This window comes from Dyella psychrodurans, assembly GCF_003363265.1.
Taxonomy (GTDB): Bacteria; Pseudomonadota; Gammaproteobacteria; order Xanthomonadales; family Rhodanobacteraceae; genus Dyella_B; species Dyella_B psychrodurans.
Genome location: NZ_QRBF01000001.1, coordinates 1,025,754 through 1,045,883, shown reverse-complemented (window position 1 = coordinate 1,045,883; position 20,130 = coordinate 1,025,754). Strand labels below are relative to the sequence as shown.

General features: G+C 62.1%; 16 protein-coding genes and 1 tRNA gene. 12 read left to right on the top strand and 5 right to left on the bottom strand.

Annotated elements, in window-relative coordinates; genetic code table 11:
- The first annotated feature begins 121 nt into the window (after nt 1-121).
- From cgtA to DWU99_RS04945, 3 genes are all read left to right on the top strand, one after another.
- The gene (gene cgtA / locus DWU99_RS04955) at nt 122-1,198 is read left to right on the top strand and encodes an Obg family GTPase CgtA (protein ID WP_115476853.1); all 1,077 of its coding nucleotides are present in this window, start codon (nt 122-124) and stop codon (nt 1,196-1,198) included.
- A gap of 81 nt (nt 1,199-1,279) precedes the next feature.
- A complete protein-coding gene (locus DWU99_RS04950; protein WP_115476852.1) occupies nt 1,280-2,332 on the top strand; it encodes a glycosylasparaginase in 1,053 nt (350 codons plus the stop codon).
- Complete coding sequence (locus DWU99_RS04945; RefSeq protein WP_115476851.1) at nt 2,332-3,069, top strand: copper homeostasis protein CutC; 738 nt, start codon at nt 2,332-2,334, stop codon at nt 3,067-3,069. The genes DWU99_RS04950 and DWU99_RS04945 overlap by 1 nt, the downstream gene beginning before the upstream one ends.
- A gap of 75 nt (nt 3,070-3,144) precedes the next feature.
- Here DWU99_RS04945 and rpsT read toward each other — a convergent pair whose 3' ends face one another.
- Nucleotides 3,145-3,408: a 30S ribosomal protein S20 gene (gene rpsT / locus DWU99_RS04940; RefSeq protein WP_115476850.1), complete on the bottom strand. Its 264-nt coding sequence runs from the start codon at nt 3,406-3,408 to the stop codon at nt 3,145-3,147.
- Between the two features lie 321 nt (nt 3,409-3,729).
- Here rpsT and murJ point away from each other — a divergent pair, with 321 nt between their 5' ends.
- The 8 genes from murJ (at nt 3,730) to pgaD (ending at nt 16,142) form a co-directional block, all read left to right on the top strand.
- A complete protein-coding gene (murJ, locus tag DWU99_RS04935; RefSeq protein ID WP_199535716.1) occupies nt 3,730-5,322 on the top strand; it encodes a murein biosynthesis integral membrane protein MurJ in 1,593 nt (530 codons plus the stop codon).
- Between the two features lie 16 nt (nt 5,323-5,338).
- The gene (locus DWU99_RS04930; RefSeq protein ID WP_115476848.1) at nt 5,339-6,292 is read left to right on the top strand and encodes a bifunctional riboflavin kinase/FAD synthetase; all 954 of its coding nucleotides are present in this window, start codon (nt 5,339-5,341) and stop codon (nt 6,290-6,292) included.
- A 232-nt stretch (nt 6,293-6,524) separates the two neighbouring features.
- Nucleotides 6,525-9,383, top strand: a complete 2,859-nt coding sequence (gene ileS, locus DWU99_RS04925) for an isoleucine--tRNA ligase (RefSeq protein WP_115476847.1) — start codon at nt 6,525-6,527, stop codon at nt 9,381-9,383.
- Between the two features lie 78 nt (nt 9,384-9,461).
- Nucleotides 9,462-9,968, top strand: a complete 507-nt coding sequence (gene lspA / locus DWU99_RS04920; protein ID WP_115476846.1) for a signal peptidase II — start codon at nt 9,462-9,464, stop codon at nt 9,966-9,968.
- 534 nt (nt 9,969-10,502) lie between these two features.
- Complete coding sequence (pgaA, locus tag DWU99_RS04915) at nt 10,503-12,575, top strand: poly-beta-1,6 N-acetyl-D-glucosamine export porin PgaA (protein ID WP_115476845.1); 2,073 nt, start codon at nt 10,503-10,505, stop codon at nt 12,573-12,575.
- 2 nt (nt 12,576-12,577) lie between these two features.
- Nucleotides 12,578-14,452 carry a poly-beta-1,6-N-acetyl-D-glucosamine N-deacetylase PgaB gene (gene pgaB / locus DWU99_RS04910; protein ID WP_115476844.1) on the top strand — a complete coding sequence of 625 codons (1,875 nt, stop codon included), beginning with the start codon at nt 12,578-12,580 and terminating at the stop codon, nt 14,450-14,452.
- Complete coding sequence (gene pgaC, locus DWU99_RS04905) at nt 14,449-15,699, top strand: poly-beta-1,6-N-acetyl-D-glucosamine synthase (protein WP_115476843.1); 1,251 nt, start codon at nt 14,449-14,451, stop codon at nt 15,697-15,699. The genes pgaB and pgaC overlap by 4 nt, the downstream gene beginning before the upstream one ends.
- Nucleotides 15,696-16,142, top strand: a complete 447-nt coding sequence (gene pgaD / locus DWU99_RS04900; RefSeq protein ID WP_115476842.1) for a poly-beta-1,6-N-acetyl-D-glucosamine biosynthesis protein PgaD — start codon at nt 15,696-15,698, stop codon at nt 16,140-16,142. The genes pgaC and pgaD overlap by 4 nt, the downstream gene beginning before the upstream one ends.
- Nucleotides 16,143-16,177: 35 nt before the next feature.
- Here pgaD and DWU99_RS04895 read toward each other — a convergent pair whose 3' ends face one another.
- The 3 genes from DWU99_RS04895 to DWU99_RS04885 form a co-directional block, all read right to left on the bottom strand.
- Nucleotides 16,178-17,641, bottom strand: a complete 1,464-nt coding sequence (locus tag DWU99_RS04895) for a GGDEF domain-containing protein (protein ID WP_233510873.1) — start codon at nt 17,639-17,641, stop codon at nt 16,178-16,180.
- Nucleotides 17,642-17,858: 217 nt separating this feature from the next.
- Nucleotides 17,859-17,944 (bottom strand) — tRNA-Leu (locus DWU99_RS04890).
- 27 nt (nt 17,945-17,971) lie between these two features.
- Complete coding sequence (locus DWU99_RS04885; RefSeq protein ID WP_115476840.1) at nt 17,972-18,553, bottom strand: cysteine dioxygenase family protein; 582 nt, start codon at nt 18,551-18,553, stop codon at nt 17,972-17,974.
- Nucleotides 18,554-18,680: 127 nt separating this feature from the next.
- Here DWU99_RS04885 and DWU99_RS04880 point away from each other — a divergent pair, with 127 nt between their 5' ends.
- A complete protein-coding gene (locus DWU99_RS04880) occupies nt 18,681-18,998 on the top strand; it encodes a hypothetical protein (protein ID WP_115476839.1) in 318 nt (105 codons plus the stop codon).
- Between the two features lie 24 nt (nt 18,999-19,022).
- Here DWU99_RS04880 and metX read toward each other — a convergent pair whose 3' ends face one another.
- On the bottom strand, nt 19,023-20,123 hold the full coding sequence (metX, locus tag DWU99_RS04875) for a homoserine O-acetyltransferase MetX (RefSeq protein WP_115476838.1): 1,101 nt from the start codon (nt 20,121-20,123) through the stop codon (nt 19,023-19,025).
- Nucleotides 20,124-20,130: the final 7 nt, after the last annotated feature.

Sequence of the window (20,130 nt, the reverse complement as noted above, 5' to 3'; positions counted from 1 at the left end):
TTCGTTATCCGGATCGTGTGCGACGACAGGTTATCGTCCGTCGTCATTCGGGCGCAGGCCGGAATGACGGTATGGCAAGATCGCGCTGTCGTCACGATCCCTCCTTTACGGTCTCACGCCCATGAAATTCGTCGACGAAGCGATCATCAAAGTCCATGCCGGTGACGGCGGCAACGGCTGCATCAGCTTTCGCCGCGAGAAATTCATTCCGTTCGGCGGTCCGGACGGTGGCGACGGCGGCTTGGGCGGCTCCGTGTGGCTGATTGCCGACGAAGGCCTCAATACCCTGATCGATTTCCGTCACCAGCGCAGCTTCAAGGCTCAGCGCGGACAGAACGGCATGGGCAGCGACATGTACGGCAAGGGTGGCGAGGACACAGTCATCCGCGTACCCGTCGGCACGGTCGTCACCAATGTCGATACCGACGAAACCATCGGTGACCTCACCGCAAACGGCCAGCGCCTGCTGGTGGCACAGGGCGGCAAGGGCGGTCTGGGCAACATCCACTTCAAGAGTTCAGTGAACCGTGCGCCGCGCAAATCCACACCGGGCACGCCGGGCGAGGCGCGCGAGCTCAAGCTGGAGCTGAAGCTGCTGGCAGACGTGGGATTGCTCGGTTTCCCGAATGCGGGCAAGTCCACCTTCATCCGCGCCGTTTCCGCCGCCACGCCGCGCGTCGCCGATTACCCGTTCACCACCTTGCACCCGAATCTCGGCGTCGTCAGCCTGGGCACCGATCAGAGCTTTGTGATCGCCGATATTCCGGGCCTCATCGAAGGCGCGGCCGAAGGTGCGGGCCTGGGCATTCAATTCCTGCGTCATCTGGCGCGCACCCGTCTGCTGCTGCATCTGGTGGACATCGCGCCGATCGACGGCACCGACGTGGTCGATCAGGTGCACGCCATCGAACACGAACTGGAGAAGTTCGATCCCGAACTGCTTCAGCGTCCGCGCTGGCTGGTGCTGAACAAGGAGGATGTCCTGCCTGAAGACGAGCGTCAGGCCATCGCCGAAGACATCATCAAGCGCCTGGAATGGAAGCATCCATGGTTTCTCGTCTCGGCCATCGCGCGCGAGAACACCTTGACGGTGTGCCAGCACGTACAGCGTTTCTTCGAATCGCAGAAACAGGCGCGCGAAGAACGCAGCGACATGCTGCCGGGTGATGTGCGCCTGCGCGGCGAAGATCGAAGCTAGGTCGATGTACAGGGTCGCCTGAACGATCCACATCGTTCATCATGAGGGTCTTGCGGCGTTGCGCCGCTGTTTGGAGGCCTCATGAGTAATCGCCGCGATTTTCTGAAAACCACGCTGCTGGCCACTTCCGCGTTGGCGCTGCCGCGCATGTCGCGCAGTGCCACTTCGCTATCGGGCACCGTTCCCGGCGGTGTCGGCGCGCGCGTCGTTTCCACCTGGGACTTCGGTGTGCCTGCCAATATCGCGGCGTGGGGTGTGCTCGGCAAAGGCGGCAAGCCGCTGGATGCCGTGGAAACCGGCGTGCTGATACCCGAAGCCGATCTGCACAATCACAGCGTCGGAAGGGCCGGCTATCCGGATCGCGACGGCAAGGTCACGCTGGACGCCAGCATCATGGATGGCGATGGCCGCTGCGGCGCGGTCGCCGCGCTCGAACATATCGCGCATCCGATCAAGGTGGCGCGCAAGGTGATGGAAGATACGCCGCACGTCTTGCTGGTCGGCGATGGTGCGCTGGAATTCGCGCTGCAGGAAGGATTCACGAAGGAGAACCTGCTGACGCCCGAGTCTGAAAAGGCGTGGCATGAATGGTTGAAGCAGGCCAAGTACACGCCGGTCGCCAACAGCGAAAACATCGACTATCACCGCAGCGTGCAGAACCTGGGGATGCCCGGCGGCAAGAACAATCACGACACCATCGGCATGCTCGCCGTCGACGCCAACGGTCACCTCGCTGGCGCCTGCACCACCAGCGGCATGGCGTGGAAACTGCATGGGCGCGTGGGAGACAGTCCGATCATCGGCGCTGGCCTCTATGTCGACAACGAGGTCGGCGGCGCGACGTCCACGGGCGTGGGTGAAGAAGTCATCCGCACGGCCGGCAGTTTCCTTGTGGTGGAGTTGATGCGGCAGGGCCGCAGTCCGCAGGAAGCCTGCGAGGAAGCCGTGCGCCGCATCGTGAAAAAGCGTCCTGATGCCGCCAAGGAATTGCAGGTGGGCTTTCTCGCTTTGCGTCGCGATGGCGAATGCGGTGCCTATGCGATCCAGAAAGGTTTCACCTACGCCGTGTGCGATGCGCATCAGCAAGACCGCCTGCTGGCCTCGCCCAGCGTTTACGAGACGACGTTCAGCTGATGGCAAAGCAACCTTTACTTGAGATCGCGGCGGGTTCAGTGGCGTCGGCCGTCGCCGCACAGGAGGGTGGTGCAGACCGCGTGGAGTTCTGCGGCACTCTGGCGGAAGGCGGCACCACCGCCTCGTACGGCGCGTTGGCCATGCTGCGCGATCGTGTGCGTATTCCGGTGTATGTGCTGATCCGTCCGCGTGGCGGCGATTTTCTCTACGGCGATGCCGAGTTCGAGATCATGCGGCGCGATGTGGAAACCTGCGTAAGCCTCGGCTGCGACGGTGTGGTCATCGGTGCGCTGGATGCCGACGGCAACGTCGATCCGCGTTGCCGCGAATTGGTCGGCGCCGCCGGCAAGCTTGGCGTGACGTTCCATCGCGCCATCGATGCCAGCGCAAATCCCAGTCGTTCGCTGGAGGACATCGTGGCGTTGGGTTGCGAACGCGTGTTGACCTCGGGCGGCTGCGCGAACGCGCAGGCTGGCGCTCACGTGATTGCGGATCTGGTGAAGCAGGCGGGTGATCGCCTGGTGGTCATGGCCGGTGCCGGCATTCGTTCGACCAATCTGGCAGAGATAGTTGAGCTAACCAGGGCGCACGAGTTTCATGGCTCGGCGCGCGCCGTGATCCGTTCTGCCATGCGTTATCTCAATCCGGCATTGCAGGATTTGTCGCCCGATATCGAGCAGACCAGCGTGGCCGAGGTGCGAGCCATGAAGGAAGTGCTGACCGCTCTTTCCCGCTAAGTGGGAGGGGAGATGGCAAACAAAAAAAGCCGGCGTCTCCGCCGGCTTTTTTGCCAACCCGATATGGCGAGACGCTTAAGCGAGCTCGCGGATCTTGGCGTTCAGGCGGCTCTTGTGACGGGCAGCCTTGTTCTTGTGGATCAGGCCGCGGGCGGCGTAGCGATCCATCACCGGCTGAGCGATGTCGAAAGCGGCCACAGCGGCAGCCTTGTCCTTGGCCTCGATGGCCTTGACGACCTTGCGGAGGGCACTGCGCACCATGGAACGGGCGCTGACGTTGCGCAGGCGGCGCTGCTCGGACTGGCGCGCACGCTTCTTCGCGGACTTGATGTTAGCCAAGGTAGAACTCCGGAATGAATTACTTGGGTTGGAAAAAGGCGGCAATTATGACGTCAATTTGCCGATAGGTCAAGCGCTTAACCAGCGCGTCCCGCGGGAACTCCGATTTCCTTCGCCCCTTTGGGGAGAAGGCGGCCCGAAGGGGCGGATGAGTGACCATTCTAGCCTTTATCTGCAACGAAGCGGCTCTAAATGGGGCGTTGAGGCGAGGTTGGCCTCTCACCCCGGCTTTATCCTCCCAAGGAGGAGGGAGAAAAGCGAAAAGCTGCCAAACTACGCGCTGTTTCCAAGGGTTTCAGCAGGGGCATGAAGTCTCCCAGCATGTTACGCGGGCTGCTTTCGTTCAGCAGCATGACCATGATTTCGCGCGTGCTCGGGCTGTTGCGGGATATCTCGATCAGCCACGTCTTCGGCGCCAATGTGGCCACCGATGCATTCTGGGTGGCGTTTCGCATTCCCAATTTCATGCGCCGCATGTTCGCGGAGGGTTCGTTTTCCACCGCCTTCGTGCCTGTTTTTACCGAGGTGAAGGAGACGCGCCATCACGATGACCTGAAGGAGCTGATGTCGCGCGTCTCCGGCACGCTGGGCGGCGTACTGTTGATCTTCACCGCGATCTGCGTGTTGTTCGCACCGCAAGTCGCAACCGTTTTCTCGCCGGGTGCCGTGGATGAGCCGCACAAGTTCACCCTTACGGTCGAACTGCTGCGCCTCACGTTTCCGTTCTTGTTGTTCGTGTCGTTGACCGCACTGTCGGGCGGCGCACTCAACAGTTTTCATCGATTCGGATTGCCGGCGCTGACGCCGGTGATTCTCAATCTGTGCATGATCGCCGGCGCGTGGTGGCTGTCGCGGCGATTGCAGACGCCGATTCTGGCGTTGGGTTGGGCGGTGTTCGCGGCAGGCATTTTCCAGGTGCTTTTTCAGCTGCCGACGCTGCGCAAACTCGATCTGCTGGTGTGGCCGCGCTGGGGCTGGAGCCATCCGGAGGTGCGCCGGATCATGCGCCAGATGGTGCCGACGCTGTTCGGTTCGTCGGTGTCGCAGATCAATCTGCTGTTCGACACGGTGATCGCGTCGTTGCTCATTTCCGGTTCGCAGACCTGGCTTTCGCAGGCGGATCGCTTCCTGGAATTGCCGCTGGGCGTGTTCGGTGTCGCACTGGGCACGGTGATCCTGCCTTCGTTGTCGCGGCATCATGTTGCTACGGATCACGAAGGATTTTCCAAGGCATTGGATTGGGGTCTGCGCACGACCTTGCTGATCGCGGTGCCGGCGATGTTCGGCTTGATGCTGCTCGCCGAGCCGTTGGTTGCCACGCTTTTCCAGAATGGCGAGTTCCGTCCGTTCGATACGCGCATGGCGACGCTGTCGGTGACGGCGTTGAGTTTCGGCGTGCCGGCGTATGCGCAGGTAAAAGTTCTGCTGCCTGCGTTCTACGCGCGCAAAGATACGCGCACCCCTGTTCGCGCCGGCGTGGCCGCACTGATTACCAACATGCTGCTCAATGGCGTTTTCCTGTTGATGCTGTATGCCATGTGGGCGCCCGACTCACTGAAGGCCGGGCCGTTGCTCGAAGGTCTTTCCAAGGTGCCCGGGTTGCACCTGGCATTGGGCATGGCGAGCGCGGTGGCAAGCTACATCAACCTGCTGTTGCTGTGGCGTTGGCTGCGGCAGGCGGACATTTACCAGCAACAACCGGGCTGGGGACGCCACCTCACGCGATTGGCGCTGGCTTGTGTGGCGATGACGATCGTTCTGCTTCTCGGCCGCTGGTATTGGCCGGACTGGACGCAGATGCAGGTGATGGGACGCATCTGGCGTCTGGCGCTTCTGGTATGCGCTGGCGGCGGGACCTATGTCGCCGTACTTTTCGCGACAGGTTTCCGTCTACGCGAATTGCACCACGCATGACCGTTATACTGGGGGAATGATGAAACTGTCCCGGGACGTCGCGGGGCCGTGCGTGGCTCCCGATGGCAGCGTGATTGCGGTCGGCGCCTTCGATGGTCTGCACCGCGGTCACCAAGCTTTGCTGAGCCAGGTGCGCGAACGCGCGCAGGCGCTCGGCTGCATGCCGATCGTCGTCAGCTTCGAGCCATTGCCGCGCGCTTACTTTTCGAAAGAGCCGGTGCCGCGCCTCTCCAGCGTGCGCGAGAAGCTGCGCGGCTTCGCAGCGGCCGGCATGGAGCACACCGTGCTGTTGCGCTTCAACCAGTCGCTGACCGCCATGTCGGCGGAGGATTTCATCCAGCGTGTTCTGATCGATCGCCTGGGTGCGCGCGAAGTCTGGGTCGGCGCGGATTTTCGCTTCGGCCACAAGCGCGCGGGCGATGTCGCGATGCTCGAAAGGGTCGGAGCGGCGCGCGGGTTTACGGCGCACACCATGCCCGCGGTGCAGCTCGATGGCGAGCGCGTTTCCGCGAGCCGGGTGCGGGCCTTGCTGGCGGCCGGCAATTTCGGCGCTGCCGCGCCCTTGCTAGGCCGTCCGTTCGTGATCGAAGGCAAGGTGGAATACGGCAACCAGCTAGGCCGCACGCTGGGGTTTCCCACGGCGAACATCCATCTGCGCGACCGGACCACGCCGGTGCACGGCATTTTTGCGGTGCGGGTCGGCCTGGGCGAGGGCGAATGCAGCTGGCCGGGCGTGGCCAGCCTGGGCACCCGGCCCACCGTCAACGAGGTCGCCGAGCCGCTGCTGGAAGTGCATCTGTTCGATTTCGAAGGTGATCTCTACGGCCAGCGCATGGCCGTGGAGTTCGTGGCCAAGCTCCGCGACGAGATGAAATTCGACGGACTGGACCCATTAAAGGTACAAATGGATCATGATGCACGTTCTGCCCGGGAGATCCTGGGCATGAACCCGGCACTGATCAACGCGTGAAAGCCCCCGACATGAGCCCCCACACCATGCCAGCGCTCCGCACCACGTCGCCCAACGCGGCCGTGGCGATCATTATTATTTGAAGCACTCGCCGAAGCGCGAGCGCTTGCCGCCGCGCGCGGCGAGCAAACGTACGACGCTTCGGTTCCTTGGGTAGCTAGGGTAACGAAGCGGGATGAAAGACCGGCGGTGCCGTCATGGTGACGGCATCCCTTGAGACGGCACCCGAGCGATGACCCAGGACTACAAGAGCACCATCAACCTGCCGCAGACCAGCTTCCCCATGCGCGGCGATTTGCCCAAGCGCGAGCCGGGCTGGCTGGCCGAATGGGAAAAGGCGGGGCGCTACCACCAGATCCAGGCCAAATCGATCGGCCGCCCGATGTTCGTGCTGCACGACGGCCCGCCGTACGCGAACGGCGCGATCCATATCGGTCACGCGGTCAACAAGATCCTCAAGGACATCGTGGTCAAGTCCAAAGTGCTTTCGGGCTTCCATGCGCCGTATGTGCCGGGCTGGGACTGCCACGGCATGCCGATCGAGATCCAGGTCGAAAAGCAGTTCGGCAAAAATCTGCCGGCGGCCGAAGTGCAGCGCAAGGCGCGTGCTTACGCCAATGAGCAGATCCAGGCGCAGAAGGCGGACTTCAAGCGCCTGGGCGTGCTGGGCGATTGGGATCGTCCGTATCTGACGATGGATCATTTCAACGAAGCGGCGGAAATCCGCGCGCTGTCGGAGATGCTGCGCAAGGGCTACATCTATCGCGGCCTGAAGCCGGTGAACTGGTGTTTCGATTGCGGTTCCGCGCTGGCGGAGGCGGAAGTCGAGTATGAAGACAAGACCGATATCGCCATCGATGTCGGTTTCGCGTTCGACGATCCGGTTGCCGTGGCGAAGGCGTTCGGCCTGGAAAAGTTGCCCAAGCCCAACGGCCAGATCGTGATCTGGACGACCACGCCGTGGACGATTCCCGCCAACCAGGCGCTCAACCTGCATCCGGATTTCAGTTACAGCCTGGTCGATACGCCGAAGGGTCTGCTGATCCTCGCGACCGAACGCGTGGAAGAGTGCCTGAAAACCTACGGCCTGGAAGGCAACATCATCGCTTCGGCGCCGGGCAGTGCGCTGGGCGATTTGCGCTTCCGCCATCCGCTCTACAACGCCGATCCGGGTTACGCGCGTCTGGCGCCGGTCTATTTCGGCGATTACGTGACGCTCGATACCGGCACCGGCATCGTGCACTCCTCGCCGGCGTACGGCGTGGAGGACTTTCTGTCGTGCAAGGCGCACGGCATGAAGGATGCCGACTTCATCAATCCGGTGATGGGCGACGGTCACTACGCCTCCACGCTGCCGCTGTTCGGCGGCATGTTTCTGTGGAAGGCCAATCCGAAAATCGTCGAAGCACTGGAGCAGGCCGGCTCGCTCCTGCATCACAACAAGTATGTGCACAGCTACATGCACTGCTGGCGCCACAAGACGCCGATCATCTATCGCGCGACCTCGCAGTGGTTCGCCGGCATGGATATCGTGCCGAAAGAAGGTGGCAAGACGTTGCGCGAAGCCGCGCTCGACGGCATCGAAGCCACCAAGTTCTATCCCGCGTGGGGCAAGCAGCGCCTGCATGCGATGATCGCCAATCGCCCGGACTGGACGCTCTCGCGTCAGCGCCAGTGGGGCGTGCCGATGGCGTTCTTCGTGCATCGCGAAACCGGCGAGCTGCATCCGCGCACGCCGGAGTTGCTGGAAGAAGTCGCCAAGCGCGTCGAGCGCGACGGCATCGAGGCGTGGCAAAGCGTCGAGCCGAGCGAATTCCTGAGCGCAGAAGAAGCGTCGCAGTACGAAAAGAACCGCGACACGCTGGACGTGTGGTTCGATTCCGGCACGACGCACTGGCACGTGCTGCGCGGTTCGCACGTGGATGTTTCCACGTTCGCCGCCGATCTTTATCTGGAAGGCTCCGACCAGCATCGCGGCTGGTTCCATTCCTCGCTGCTCACCTCGTCCATGCTCGACGGACAGCCGCCGTACAAGGCGCTGCTCACGCACGGGTTCACCGTGGACGGGCAGGGCCGCAAGATGTCCAAGTCGCAGGGCAACGTGGTCGCGCCGCAGAAGGTGATGGATACGCTCGGTGCGGACATCCTTCGTCTGTGGGTGGCATCGGCGGATTATCGCAACGAGATGTCTGTCTCCGACGAGATCTTGAAGCGCGTGGCCGACGCGTATCGCCGCATCCGCAACACCGCGCGCTTCCTGCTCGGCAATCTCGATGGTTTCGATCCGACCAAGCACCTGGTGCCGGTGGAAAAGAGCCTGTTGCTCGACCAGTGGGCCGTTGGACAAGCCTACGAAGTGCAGCAGGCAGTGATTGCCGCGTACGAACGCTACGACTTCCCGGAAATCGTCCAGCGCGTGCAGAACTTCTGCACCAACGAAATGGGCGCGCTGTATCTCGACATCACCAAGGATCGCCTCTACACCATGCCGACCGAAAGCCTCGGTCGCCGCAGCGCGCAGAGTGCGATGTATCGCATCCTGGAAGCGCTGGTGCGCTGGCTGGCACCGGTGTTGTCGTTCACCGCCGAGGAAATCTGGCAGCACATGCCGGGCGAGCGCGGCGAGAGCGTGCTGTTCGAAACCTGGTACGACGGTCTCGTGAACAGGCAGGATTCGCCGGAACAGCGTCGCTACTGGGCCGATCTGCTCGCGATCCGCGATACCACATCGCGTGTGCTCGAAGACATGCGCAAGGCCGAACGCATCGGTGCCGCGCTGGAAGCGAAAGTGGTGCTGCATGCCGATCCGGCCACCACGGCGCGTTACGCGGCGTCCGCGGACGAGCTTCGCTTCTTCTTCATCACGTCGGAACTGAGCTTCGAGCCGCTGCAGCCGCGTCCTTCGGAAGCGTTGGCGGTGCCGCTCGACGATGGCGAGGTGTACGTTTCCGCCAGTGTGAGCGACGCGGCCAAGTGCATCCGTTGCTGGCACCGTCGCGACGATGTGGGAAGCAACCCCGCGCATCCGGAGATCTGCGGCCGCTGTGTCGGCAATGTCGAAGGGCCGGGCGAGGATCGTCGCTGGTTCTGACCATTTGCCTCAAGCAACTCCCTCTCCCCGAAGGGGAGAGGGAGAAAGACGCGGCAACACTCACATGGCTACGTACTCATGAATCGCTCGATCACCCAACCCAACGCGCTGCCCTGGCTGCTGGTTTCCGTGCTGTTGATCGCACTCGACCAGCTCACCAAGATCTGGGCGCTGTCCGCGCTGCAGCCCGCCGGCATGCCGCATCCGGTGATTCCGGGCTTTCTCAACTGGACGCTGGCGTTCAATACCGGCGCTGCCTTCAGCTTTCTCGCCGAGGGCAGTGGCTGGCAACGCTGGTTTTTCGTGGTGCTGGCGGTGGCGATCAGTCTTGCGCTGGTGGTCTGGCTGGCCCGTACGGCCCGCCGCGAATGGCGCACGGCACTGCCGCTGGCCCTGGTGATCGGGGGCGCGCTGGGCAACCTCGTCGATCGCCTGCATGCCTCGCAGGTCACGGACTTCATCCAGGTTTACTACCGTGATTGGTATTACCCCACCTTCAATGTGGCCGATTGCGGCATCTGCGTGGGGGCCGTGCTGCTGATCCTGTTCGGCTTGCGTCACCCGGCGCCGGACAAAACGCCCTGAGGCGTCGACGCTTCATCACGGCGGGCGCGAGCGGCGTCGTTCCCTCCGTCCAGCACCCCTCGCTCTACGCGCCCAACTGGCGGCCGCCGCCATCCCTGCGGGTCTGGCGAATAGGAATCTTCTGAAAGCTTACCCGGTGGGCCATCGATAGATTTGCAGAGCCGACCCTTTGCGATCGTGCGCTCTTGGTCGCAATAGGACGTGTACGGGCACTCGGACGATCATGGCTAGTCACTCTCGGCCGGTTCCCCGGTGCCCGGCCGGATAAAACGAACGTTGGAAGGATGGTCGGTAAGCGCCACCGCACACCTGCGGGCGCCACGAATCGAGGTTTTCGTGAGGCTGTAGCCAGGTCGCCAGGCCGGGCACCTTAAGAAATGTGATCCGCATCACATATGGCCTGGTTCTTGCGTAAGTTTTGGCGAACAGCGCAGACATCGGGTGGTGCAAGGACGGCCCTGGCCGAGTCACCCATGCCCTGCGCGGGGGAAATACCGCAGACGAACGAATGCATTAGGTAGTGCAGGTCCACGCATGTCCATAGAAAAAACAACAAGGCACACGGCGTACCTGCATCGGGCGAAAACGGCCCTGTGCGTGCTGTTGTCGCTCTATGGCGTCAGCGAATGCGCTTGGGGGCAGGCAACGGCCCCGGCCGCCACCGACCCGGCGACCCTCCTGGCCCTGGCACGCACCGAGCGGGCGGCAGGACAACGCGTGGATGCGCTCGCCCATTGTCAGGATGTGCTGGCGCGCTGGCCGGACAACCAGGACGCGCGCCAGCTCAACGTGCAGTTGCTGGCGGAACTCGGAGCATCGGCTCGTGCCGAAGAGCTGGTGTCGGCACTGCCGGATCCATCCGCCCGCATGCGGGTGCGCGCCGACTATGACGCTCACGAAGTTCGCTGGGCTCGTGGCGAGCCCGCCGACGCGCATCACCCTTATCAGGAAGCCGACAAGGCTGCTGCCGATATCGCGCGTCTGGCCAACGATCCCAGTGCGCCTGCCGATATTCGTCTGCGCGCGCGCCTGGACATGCTCACCGTGCTCGATCAGGCCGATCGGGCTGGAGAGGTGCTCGCCCTTTACGAGTCGATGAAGAAAGAAGGCGTGCAACTGCCGTCCTACGCAGAGCAGGCGGTTGCCGATGCCATGATGCAGAAGCATCGGCCAAGCGAAGCGATCGCATTGTATGAAGACAGCATTCGCCGCGACCCGGGCCCTTACGATCCCAGCGAAACCGATCCGCGTATCGGTCTGGCCTCGGCCTATTTGGCCGCCGGCCGCACGCGCGATGCACTGAAAACCATCGACGCAGATGCAGCCAGCGAGCCGCGCTGGCTGCATCTGCGCAATGTCCGCGGCAACACGCAGAATCAGCGAAAGGTCGATGCGGATATCAATGCCGCAACGGTCCACCAGGACGAAGGATTGCTGGAGGATGCATACAAGCGCCTCGCGGCGCTGTGTGCCGAAGCGCCGGGCAATGCCGATATCCGACGCGATCTGGCGATGGCCGAGCTGGCTCGCGGCTGGCCGCGCCGTGCGCTGGATACCTTGAAGATTGCCGATACGGTCGACGAACGCGACGCGAACGCGGCGCTGGATCAGGCCGAAGCGCATCGTACGCTGTACGACTACGCGGCGACGCAAGCGGACCTCGCGCAGGCACAGCAGGAAGCCGGACGCAGCGGCCGCGTACAGGACGCGCAGGCAGCCTGGGATCGCGAAACCGGCTGGCAGTTCGATCTCACTCACGACAATGGTCGCGGCAACAGCCCCGACTTTGGCGATCGCGACCAGGAAACGCAGGCCACGCTGGCCAGTCCGTTGATCGGCGATCACTGGCGCGTACTTACACTCGCCCAATACGCCACCGCCGCGCTGCCGGAAGGCAACGTCGCGCGCGAACGCGCGGGTCTGGGCTTGCAGGGTTACTTCCATGGCATCGAGTTCTATCTGCAGGCGCTTCCGTCCGCGGACCGCTTCGTGCATCGCACCGCAGTCGAAACCGGCTTCAACTGGTCCATCAGCGATCACTGGTCATGGTCGACGGACTGGAGCAGCGCGGGCAACGATGTGCCATTGCGTGCGCAGTATTACGGCATCACCGGCAACACCTTCAGCACCGCTGTGCAATGGCGTGCCAGCGAACTGACATCGGCGCGTCTGGCGGTGTATCGCGACCGGTTCAGCGACGGCAATTTGCGCCAAGGCTGGTTGGCGAACGTCATCCAGCGTTTGCATACCGGCGCTAATTTCACCTGGGACGGTGGCGTGGAGATCGGCGGTTCGCATAACAGCGAAACCGATCGTCCCTATTTCAATCCGTCCGAAGATCGCTCCTACGCGCTCACCAGCACCTTGCAGAACGTGCTAAGCCAATACGACGAGCGCAGCTGGACAGAGCGTCTCGATCTCTCCGTAGGCCAATACGCCGAGCGCCACTATGCGACGGGCCTGATGGTCAGCGCGCGCTACGGACAAGTTTTCCAGCCGAAGGCCGGCCTGCGTTTTGGCTGGGGATTGGGCTGGCATTACCAACCTTACGACGGCAGGCACGAATCGCGTCTCGTGCTCGACCTCACGATGCATTGGGGAGAGTGACGATGCGCCGCATACTCCTCACCTTGATCTTGCTCGCGGTCGCGCATCTTGCGTACGCGCAAACCAAGGCGCCATCAAAACCTGCGTTCATCGTGCTCACGTATCACGACGTACGCGATGACGTGGGCGCGCAAGGCGATCGCGATTCGGATGCGACCAACACCGATCATCTGATCGCGCATTTCGACTGGCTGAAAGCCAACGGCTATCACGTCGTAAGCCTTGAAGACGTGGTGAATGCATCGCAAGGCGGCCCCGCATTGCCCGATCACGCCGTCCTGCTGACCTTCGACGATGGCCTGGAAAGTTTCTACACGCGCGTATATCCGTTGCTGCGGGCTTACAACTATCCGGCCGTCGCGGCGCTGGTTGGCTCTTGGATGGACATGCCGAAGGGCCAGAGCATGGCCTACAACGGCAGGCAATGCACACGCGATTGCTTCCTGACCTGGGATCAGGTGCGGGAGATCCAGAAGTCCGGATTGGTGGAGTTTGCCTCGCACACCTGGCAGCTGCACATGGGTATACCGGGCAATCCGCAGGGCAATGAAATGCCCGCGGTAGTGACGTTGCGTTACAACAAGGCGTCCGGCACGTATGAAACGAAAGAGGCATACACCCAACGCCTGCGCGACGATCTGCGTCACAGCATCGACGAAATTGAAAAGGAAACCGGACACCGGCCACGTGCGATTGTCTGGCCTTACGGCGCATACAACACGATTGCGGTGCAGATGGCAGCGAGTGAAGGTCTGACGTTGTCCTTCAGCCTGGACGACTCGCTGCCCAGCGTGCAGATCGATAGCACCATCCCGCGCCTGCTGGTCAGCGGCAACATCAACCCCGATCGTCTGGGCTGGCTGATGCGTCATCAGTCGCGTATCGATGCCGTGCGCGCTGTGCAGGTCGATCTGGACTATGTCTACGACGCCGATCCCGCACAGCAGGAACGCAATCTGTCTCAGCTGCTCGATCGCATCAAACGCATGCAACCCACCGAAGTATGGTTGCAGGCCTACGCCGATCCCAAAGGCGACGGCGTCGCCGAATCGGTGTACTTCCCCAATCGCCATCTGCCGATGCGTGCGGACTTGTTCTCGCGCGTGGCATGGCAGCTGCGTACCCGTGCCGGTGTGCGCGTGTATGCATGGATGCCGGTGATGGCCTTCCGCTTTGCGGATGCGCCGAACCTTCCGTCCCTCGCCGGCGAACCCAAGCCCGGCGGCGATCATTACCGGCTCGCTCCGTGGGATCCGCGCGTGCGTCAATGGATCGGCGACGTCTACGAAGATCTCGCCATGCATGCCGACGAGGCAGGCTTGCTGTTCTCCGATGACGCTTATCTGCGCGATACCGACCATCTCGGCCCGTGGTCGGGAATGACGCCGGCGCAGAAAACCCAGGCGCTGATCGATTTCACCCACGAACTTGCCGATCGCGTGCGCGTCTGGCGCCCGCAGGTAAAGACGGTGCGCAATATCTACACGCGCCCGATTGTCGATCCCGCATCGGAAGCATGGTTCGCGCAAAGCCTTCCAGCGTTCCTGGCCGGTTACGACATGACCGCCGTGATGGCGATGCCGCAACTGGACAAGCAAGACGATACGTCCGCCTGGTATCGCCATCTGGTGCAGCGCGTAGCGTCCGTTCCGCATGCGTTGGATCACACGCTGTTCGAGCTCGCCACGCACGACTGGCGGAACGACCAACCCATCAGCGAAACTCAACTGAGCGATCGCATCCGATTGCTCCAGGCATCCGGCGTGCGGCACATCGGGTACTACCCCGACGATTTCATCAAGAACCAACCGCAACTGGAGCGCGTCCGGACGTCTATCTCGATCGCCGATTACCCTTATCCGGAGCCATCACGATGAACGCTGGCTTCATTCATACCTTGCTTGATTTTGCCTTCTTCTATCCGTTGGCGATGTCGCTGATCTGGATGACCGGGGGGCTTATCTATTTCCTTCGCTGGGAGCGCACGGAGCCGTCGCGCCTGAAGCCGCCGGCGCTGCCGTCGTATCCGATGGTGTCGCTGATCGTGCCGTGCCACAACGAAGGCCTGCAGGTGCGTGAAACCATTGCGCACCTTGCGGAACAAACCTGGCCCGATTTCGAAATCATCGCGGTCAACGATGGTTCGAAGGACGACACCGGCGAGCAGCTCGATCAACTGATGAAGGAGTACCCGCAGCTTCGCGTGTTGCATCTGTCCAGCAACCAAGGCAAGGCGATGGGTCTGCGCGCGGCGACGCTGGCGGCGAAAGGGGAATATCTCGTCTGTGTCGACGGCGATGCGGTACTCGATCGCTACGCGACGCATTGGCTGATGGTGCACCTGCTTGGCAGTGCGCGCGTCGGTGCCGTCACGGGCAATCCGCGCATCCGCAATCGCTCGACCTTGCTGGGCAAGCTGCAGGTCGGCGAGTTCTCCTCGATCATCGGGTTGATCAAGCGCGCACAACGCGTCTATGGGCGCATCTTCACCGTGTCGGGCGTGATAGCAGCGTTCCGCAAGGTCGCGCTGCACGATGTCGGTTACTGGAATACCGACATGGTGACCGAAGATATCGACGTCAGCTGGCGCCTGCAGATGCGGCACTGGGAGATTCGCTACGAACCCAACGCCTTGTGCTGGATTCTCATGCCCGAAACACTGCGCGGCCTGTGGAAGCAGCGGCTGCGCTGGGCACAGGGCGGCTCGGAAGTGCTGTTGCGTTACTGGTCGAAGCTGCTGTCCTGGCGTCAGCGTCGCATGTGGCTGGTGGCGATTGAATACGTGGTAAGCCTGATCTGGTCGCTCGACATGGCTGTCATCGTGCTGCTTTGGCTGCTCGGTCAGGTCGTCGAAATGCCTCCATCGATGCGGGTGCCGACACTGTTCGCGCAATGGAACGGCGTCGTGCTCGGCGTCGTGTGCATGCTGCAATTCCTGGTCAGCCTGTTGATCGACAGGCGCTACGAAAAGCGCATTGGCCGCAACTACTTCTGGATGATCTGGTATCCGATCGCTTACTGGATGATCACCACCACCACGTCCATCGTGGCGTTCCCCAAGGCGCTGCTGAAACGCAAAGGCACGCGCGCTGTATGGGTCAGTCCTGACAGAGGTGTCCGATGAAAGCCGAACCGCTCATCATCAACCGCCCAGAGCGGCAGAAACCACTGCAACGCGCAACCTTTGCGCTCATCACCATGATTGCCTGGACGTTCTGGGTATCGTTGTGGCTGCCTCTGCTCACGCTGATCGCGTGGCTGCTGGGTCTGCAGGACATCTACATCAAGCTTGGACTGGGTCATCCGTTCCAGGCGGTCGAAAACTTCGACCTGGTGTTAGGCGTGGCGTGCGTGTGCGCGCTTTCCCTGGGTGCCTGGGCTTTCTACAACCGCATGCGCTTTGCAGGAAAGCAAAGGCGTCATGCCAACCGGGTGATCGATGTCCATGAGATGGCGCCGGCACTGGCAGCCTCGGTAGATACGGCCAGTCAGTTACGTGTGAGTCGCCGCTCGACCATTTACTTCACCGAACACGGAAGCATGTTTCTGAATGCTGATGGTTCGTAAGTGAGAGGGGCGGGCAGGCTTGCAGCGTCGATCGTTTACGTGGCCAATTCGAAGCGGTTGCGCCCTTTGCGCTTGGCTTCGTAGAGCGCGCGATCGGCCGAGGCTATCAATGCATCCGGCAACGCGTCGTGCGTAGGCACGATGCTCGCCGCGCCGATGCTGACCGTGATGCGTTGAATCGGGCTGTCGTCGTGAGGCAGATTGAGTTGCCGCACCAGCTTGCAAAGACGATCGGCAACCTCCTTCGCGCCTGCCAGCGGCGTCGATGGAAGAATCAGCACGAATTCCTCGCCGCCATAGCGGGCAAGCAAGTCCATGGGTCGCTGCACGGCCTGCGTGAGTATCGCCGCCACATCACGCAGGCAGGCATCGCCGGCGAGGTGTCCATAACGATCGTTGTATTGCTTGAACATGTCGACGTCGATCAGCAGCAGCGACACGGCTTGCTGCGTCCGAAGGGCCTGGCGCCATTCACGCCCGATGGCCTCTTCGAAGGCGCGTCGGTTCAGTAAGCCGGTCAGACCGTCATGCAGGGCGAGTTCGGCAAGCATCGTGTGATCGCTGCGCAGCCTGTCTGCCGTCTCGATCTGCCGAACCTGACTGAGGATGCTGCGAAGACCGTAGCCGATCACAGCGATCACCACGCCCGCAACGCCGAGGGCGAACCGCTGACGCAGCACAAGCAGTGCGATGGCCAAGACGGACAGCGCCAGCAACAAAGGACTGCCGATGCGCACGAAACGCACCAGACCTAAAGGTGGATTGAGCGTGAGCGGAATCCGCGATGGCATGCGCCATGCCATGAGGATGAAAACCAGGAACGGCACGTCGACCATCACGTCGTAAAGGGTGCCGATGTTCGGCGAGATATCCAGGGCGACATGGTGGTTGTAGTAGGCCGAGCTGATGCCGTAGAGCCAGGTAAACGATGCCATGGCGGCAAACAGATGGCGTTGCCGTGGTGCATCGGCGGCGAAGAAGCGGACTGTCGTCATGACGGCCAGAAAGGCGTTTTCCACGTCGAACATGTAAGCAATCATCTGCGCCGATTGCTGGCTCGATACGCCCTGCAAGGTCGTCCAGGAAAACATCAGGACGAAGTAGAGATAACCCAGCAATGCAGCCAGCACGGCGTCGATACCCCGCTGGATATGCGAGCGGCTTTCCACCCCGACGATAGCCACCGCGTAGGAGATGGGTACGCCGTAAAGGATGTAAAGCAACATCGTTTCGCCAGGAGCGAGGTTGCTGTTGCTGAGGAAAAGATCCTGATAAAGGCTGCTGGCCATGCCCAGCGTCCAGAGCAACATGCTCAGCGCGGCCAGGCTCCATCCCTGGGCGGGAGCCAGCCCCATCATCAGCCCTCGCCTTACGGCGAAGGCGCAGGCGAGCAAGGGTGCAACCACCAGGAACACATACGATGCCGCCATGGCGTGCCCTGGCAGCAGCAGGATGGACATTGCATGCAAAAGGACGAAACCGATTGCGAGCAGCGGCATCATGGAGTCGTCACTGTCCCCTGAGTGGCACGGCACTACCTTATTACATATCGAATAGCAGTAACGCGTGTACGCGATTCCGGACCACGGCGATGGTTTTGCTCGAGCGACATGCTTTCGACGACCGAAAGGCCGCGCGGTTCGCCGCTATCGACAATGTGGAACGGACGTGAATGCCCAGGGCAAAGAAAAACCCGCTTTGCGCGGGTTTTCACGTTGGTACCGGTGATAGGACTCGAACCTACACGACATCGCTGCCAGTGGATTTTGAGTCCACCGCGTCTACCATTCCGCCACACCGGCAGGGAACGAACGCCTATTATGCCGTGTTCAATGGACCGGGTCGAGACTCAGCTGGCGGTCCGAGCGCTCGTAGCGCTCGTCCTGGCCCTTGGGCTGGAACACGGCGCAGTGAGTCATGTTGCCCGAATAGACGTGCAGGCTCACCGCCACGGTGTCGTCGCTGGGGTTGCGGATGGTGTGGTACTCGTGCGGCGGAATCAGGCTGCCGGCCGAGCCGGGGCCTGCCTGGATGGAGCCCACCGCCTGGAATCGGCACAGATCGCCTTCGTCGGCCATGCGCTCGTACTGCACCACTTCCAGCGCGCCGCTCCACACACCTTCGACACACCACATGCCACAGTGGTCGTGGATGGGGGTGCCTTGGCCAGGGCCCCAGGTCATGGCCACCACGCAATAACCGTATTCGTCGCTGTGGTAGAGCTCGCGGCGGGCGTAGCGGTTCTCGGCGGTTTCGAACACGCAATCGGGCAGGGCGATTTCCTTGCTGCGGATCAGCTTGCAAAGGCTATTGCGCAGGCTGTCGGTGATAGCGGGTGTGGAGCCTTTGGTGACGGCTTCATCGATCGCGTGGATCAGCTTTTGACAGCCGGGAAATTCCGTAGTGAGCATGGCGGTCTCGGATGGATCCGGGTCTGCAGACAACCCTTATGGAAGAACAAACTGGCTGAAGCCTGGATAAGGCCTCTCTGCTAGCCTTCGTATGATCTATGCCTGATCAAGCCCGGAGGGGGAGTCCATGGGTGTGATGGTGATTGTAGCTTACCGGCCCAAGCCGGGGTGTGAGGACAAGCTGGAGGATCTGGTCCGCGAGCATGCGCCTTGCCTGCGTACGCTGGGCCTGATGACGGATCGGCCCGCACAGGCCATGCGGGCCAAGGACGGCACGATCGTCGAGGTCTTCGAATGGCAGGATGGCGGGATCGAGGCGGCGCATTCGAGTCCGCGCGTGGTGGAGTTGTGGGAGCGTTTCGCCAACGTCTGCGATTACGTGCCGCTGCGTGAGCTGCCTGAAGCGGAGGCGCTGTTCGCAGGGTTCGAGCCGATCGCGCTGTAACAGCACCAGCGGCGTCGCGATGCGTTACAGCTGCGCCAGGAATCCACCAATGGCGCGGCTGTAGTTTTCGATGTCGACGAGAAACGCATCGTGTCCTTGCGGCGAGTCGAGCGCGACGAATTCCACCTTGGCGCCTGCCGCTTCCAACCCTTCCGCGATCTGCTCCTGCTGTTCGAGCGGAAACAGGATGTCGGTGCTCACGCCGATCACCATGGCTTGTTCGATGCGTATGCGCTTCAAGCCTTCCATCACGTTGCCGTGGCCGTATTCGGCAATATCGAACCAGTCGCTGGCACGGGAAAGATAGAGGTAGCTGTTGGGATCGAAGGTGCGCACGAAGCGTCGCGCGTGGCCTTCAAGATACGACTCCACCTGGAATTCGAAGCCGAATGGCTGCTCTTCGCGCTGCTCGGCTTCGAGCCGGATGCGCGCAAAGCGGCCGTTCCATTCCATGGCCGAGCGATACGTGATCACGCCGAGCTTGCGCGCGATGCTCATGCCGATATCCGGATAGTGCTCGGCGTCGTAACGGCCTTCGTTCCAGTGCGGATCGAGCCGGATCGCTTCGCGCTGCAGCGAGCGTATGGCAATCGCGAACGGCTGTGCCTGCGGCGCGGTATCGACACTGATATGCGCGCACACGCTGCCAGGATGCAGCAGCATGTACGCCAGCGCGCTCATGCCGCCCATGGAGCAACCGATCAGGCACGCCAGGCTGTCGATACCAAGGTGCGTGACCACGCCGTGCGCGGCGTTGGCGACATCTTCCAGCGAAAGATCGGGAAAGCTGAGGCGATACGGTTCGCCCGTCGCCGGATCGGTCGAGGCAGGGCAGGTAGAGCCTTTGTCGCTGCCGAGGGAATTCACGCAGATGACGAACCAGCGCCGGGTATCGATGGCTTTGCCGGGTCCAAGCATCTCTTCCCACCAGCCCGGCGATGGGTCCTGCGCATTGGCGGCCGCGTGTGCGCTGGGAGAAAGTCCGGTGAGTATCAGTACGGCGTTGTCGCGTGCCGCGTTCAGGGTGCCCCAGGTTTCGTAAGCGACGTGCGCGCCGTGCAACGCGCCGCCGCGCTTCATCGCGAAAGGCGAAGGCAGCTTGAAGTACTGGCGCGCATCGCTCATTACCATT

What these genes read in the sequence shown, in the direction of transcription:
- pgaD (WP_115476842.1), top strand. Translation starts at nt 15,696, where the DNA reads ATGAAAGCCGAACCGCTCATCATCAACCGCCCAGAGCGGCAGAAACCA.
- DWU99_RS04885 (WP_115476840.1), bottom strand. Translation starts at nt 18,553, where the DNA reads ATGCTCACTACGGAATTTCCCGGCTGTCAAAAGCTGATCCACGCGATC.
- ileS (WP_115476847.1), top strand. Translation starts at nt 6,525, where the DNA reads ATGACCCAGGACTACAAGAGCACCATCAACCTGCCGCAGACCAGCTTC.
- DWU99_RS04950 (WP_115476852.1), top strand. Translation starts at nt 1,280, where the DNA reads ATGAGTAATCGCCGCGATTTTCTGAAAACCACGCTGCTGGCCACTTCC.
- DWU99_RS04930 (WP_115476848.1), top strand. Translation starts at nt 5,339, where the DNA reads ATGATGAAACTGTCCCGGGACGTCGCGGGGCCGTGCGTGGCTCCCGAT.
- pgaC (WP_115476843.1), top strand. Translation starts at nt 14,449, where the DNA reads ATGAACGCTGGCTTCATTCATACCTTGCTTGATTTTGCCTTCTTCTAT.
- lspA (WP_115476846.1), top strand. Translation starts at nt 9,462, where the DNA reads ATGAATCGCTCGATCACCCAACCCAACGCGCTGCCCTGGCTGCTGGTT.
- pgaA (WP_115476845.1), top strand. Translation starts at nt 10,503, where the DNA reads ATGTCCATAGAAAAAACAACAAGGCACACGGCGTACCTGCATCGGGCG.
- DWU99_RS04880 (WP_115476839.1), top strand. Translation starts at nt 18,681, where the DNA reads ATGGGTGTGATGGTGATTGTAGCTTACCGGCCCAAGCCGGGGTGTGAG.
- murJ (WP_199535716.1), top strand. Translation starts at nt 3,730, where the DNA reads ATGTTACGCGGGCTGCTTTCGTTCAGCAGCATGACCATGATTTCGCGC.
- metX (WP_115476838.1), bottom strand. Translation starts at nt 20,123, where the DNA reads ATGAGCGATGCGCGCCAGTACTTCAAGCTGCCTTCGCCTTTCGCGATG.
- DWU99_RS04945 (WP_115476851.1), top strand. Translation starts at nt 2,332, where the DNA reads ATGGCAAAGCAACCTTTACTTGAGATCGCGGCGGGTTCAGTGGCGTCG.
- DWU99_RS04895 (WP_233510873.1), bottom strand. Translation starts at nt 17,641, where the DNA reads ATGCCGCTGCTCGCAATCGGTTTCGTCCTTTTGCATGCAATGTCCATC.
- cgtA (WP_115476853.1), top strand. Translation starts at nt 122, where the DNA reads ATGAAATTCGTCGACGAAGCGATCATCAAAGTCCATGCCGGTGACGGC.
- pgaB (WP_115476844.1), top strand. Translation starts at nt 12,578, where the DNA reads ATGCGCCGCATACTCCTCACCTTGATCTTGCTCGCGGTCGCGCATCTT.